This is a genomic window from Tunicatimonas sp. (assembly GCF_049647865.1).
Lineage (GTDB): Bacteria > Bacteroidota > Bacteroidia > Cytophagales > Cyclobacteriaceae > Tunicatimonas.
Genome location: NZ_JBARYM010000150.1, coordinates 1 through 2,747, shown reverse-complemented (window position 1 = coordinate 2,747; position 2,747 = coordinate 1). Strand labels below are relative to the sequence as shown.

3 protein-coding genes are annotated in these 2,747 nt (G+C 42.1%); all 3 read left to right on the top strand.

The window, feature by feature from the left end:
• Positions 1-472: hypothetical protein (locus tag WBA23_RS04700; RefSeq protein ID WP_424581093.1), on the top strand; the 472-nt coding region annotated here is incomplete at its 5' end.
• A 230-nt stretch (positions 473-702) separates the two neighbouring features.
• Positions 703-1,752, top strand: a complete 1,050-nt coding sequence (gene mltG / locus WBA23_RS04695) for an endolytic transglycosylase MltG (RefSeq protein ID WP_424581092.1) — start codon at positions 703-705, stop codon at positions 1,750-1,752.
• 189 nt (positions 1,753-1,941) lie between these two features.
• The gene (locus WBA23_RS04690; RefSeq protein ID WP_424581091.1) at positions 1,942-2,607 is read left to right on the top strand and encodes an AraC family transcriptional regulator; all 666 of its coding nucleotides are present in this window, start codon (positions 1,942-1,944) and stop codon (positions 2,605-2,607) included.
• Positions 2,608-2,747: the final 140 nt, after the last annotated feature.

The window sequence follows — 2,747 nt, the reverse complement described above, 5'->3', positions numbered from 1 at the left end:
GACAAATTCCATTCAAAACCGGCTGACTGGTGAAGTTTTTGACACGGAAGTCGTAAGACTAATAACAAAAAAAGAAATCAAGCCGACTGAGTGGGTTTTTGACTGGGGACAGGAGTTAAAAGACCAGACCAAAGAGATATACAGGTTAACAACAGTTAATAATCCAACCATCATTCAAGGCTTGGTAAGTATTGAAGACAAGAAAGACCACCTTTTTCTTCATTTGATTGAAAGTGCTAATTTTAATAAAGGCAGTAACAAGGTTTATCTTGGTATTCCTGGAAATTTAGTAGCTTATGCTTGCAAAGTAGCTTTCGACAGAGGTTATGAGGGGTATGTAGCTTTTGACTCTAAATCTGCGTTAATAGAACATTATAAGAAAACGCTTGGAGCTAAACAATTTCGTGGACAAAGAATGTACTTAGACGCATCGGCTGCAACTAGACTTGTTACTCAGTATTTTAAAACCTAAAAACAAGAAAATGGGACTAATAAGAGAACCAAAAGATATAGACTTTATCATAAAATCAGAACCCTGGACGGAGAAAGAGCTTGCTGATTTTAGAAAATTAATGAAAAAAGAAAAATCACGTCAGGTTAAGAAAAAACTGATGTCACAAAGACAGAAGAAGAGCACTAATGCCCAGCGGAGTATAAAATAAAGTGTTCAAAACCCCAACCTATTCACCCGCTAAAGTGATTATGAAATTGACTCGTTTTATACTGCTCTTTTTAGTTTTAGCAGCCTTGTGTTTGGGAGGTGGCTACTTTTGGTTACAAAACGCGCTGAATCAACCCGTAGCGCACAATTATGCTTCGGAGTATATTACCATTGAGCGGGGGATGGCTTCTAATCAGATTCTGAAAAAATTAGAGGGTCAGCAAATCATCCAGGCGCCCTTGGCTACTAAACTTTATCTACGGTTTTTTGCTACTGATTTGCGATTAGAAGCCGGTGACTATCTATTTCCTTCGCCCATTAGCCCGAAGGAAGTTCTCAATACGCTAGAAAACGGAAGAAAACGGGCCCAAGCCTTAACCATTCCCGAAGGATGGTCGCGGTTTGAGATTGCTAACCGTATTGTCGCCCGATTTCCGGTAGAACCCGCGCTATCGCCAGAAGAGGTGCTGGCTCTGATGAATGACACCAAACTTATTGAAGACTTTGATCCTCAAGCCACCAACCTCGAAGGGTATTTGTATCCTACTACCTACGATTTTGAGATCGGCAGCCATCCTGAAGCCATAATTGCCAAGATGGTACAGCAGTTTAAGCAGGTTTGGAAACCGGAGTGGAACCAGTTAGCGAAAGACATGGGTAGAACAAAACAGGAAATTGTTACCATTGCTAGTCTTATTGAAAACGAGTCGCAAGTAGACCGCGAGCGCGCTTTGGTCGCTTCGGTGATTTATAATCGGCTGGAGCGAGGAATTCCGCTGGGTATTGATGCCACCAATGTCTACATCGCTAAGCTACTCAACCGCTGGGATGGAATTATTCATAAGAGTGACGTTGAAGTAGATCATCCGTACAATACCCGCAGAATTCAGGGCTTGCCGCCCGGCCCTATATGTTCGCCTAGTGAATCGGCCTTGGAAGCCGCCTTAAATCCGGGGTCAACTGAGTACTTATACTATGTGCTTGACGTAGAAGCCGGAGATGGCTCTCACAATTTTTATGCGGATGCCGCCGGTTTCGCCCGAGGAAAAGCAGCTTATCAACGGTGGCTTTCTAAGCAGCGGGGTAAGTGATTTGTGTACTATTATAGAAACAATCAGCTGAGATTAGGCCTTACGTCTCACTTGCTAATAGCAGAACACCCATTGAGCTTTATTATTCATCAACTAGCTTGTCCCCCTAAAGGTTGTATATTGCTGTGTTAGGCAAATCAAATAACAGTATAAAAATAGAACTGTTGCCTCGTAATTGAAAAGCTTATTATGAACCCCACAAGCATTAAAATATCGCGTATCACCGATGAAATACATTCTGATTCGGCGGCCGAAACTTACGCCGTTTGCTGGGTTAAAGACAAGGTAGAAGGACTCGAGATTAACGATAAAGTTTACTACGATGCTGCTAATGCCGTTTTCTTCTTAGCTCCTGATCATCGCTGGCGGATTCTTAAGGGAAAAACTACAGCTTCGTCAGGCTACGTACTATACTTACCCCGGAAAGTGATGGATCACCCCATCTTTAAAAATTTGCATATTAGTGAAATCCGCCTGTTCAACTCTGAGGATATCCCTAAAATAACTCTTACCCCCGGTATTGAAATACGAATACAGGCTATTCTGGAGATGCTGGACGAACTTCTCAGCACCCAACTTAAGCACCGAGAAGAGGCCATTCTTTCGCTGCTAAACACGCTCTTTGTCTACTGCGATGGTAAATGTAATATCAAGTCAGTCATTAGTCAGAATAATTCTAAATCAACGCTGGTATACAGATTTAAGAAATTGGTCAATCGGCAGTTTGATGAATACCACGAAGTAGGAGATTATGCCAAGACATTGAACATTTCGGATAAATACTTAAACACATGTACCAAAGAAATTTTAGGGGTAAATGCCAAAAACCTCATTGATGAGCAATTAACCATGTAGGGCTTTCTTATAGTATGCGTCCATGTCCTTTTTCTATCGTCTGCCCTTCTTGTTCAACGGGCAAGTACTGGACTACGCGTTGCAGTTCGGTACTGAGTTCGGCTTGATTTCCTTTCAAGGCAATTAAGAACCAACCGCCC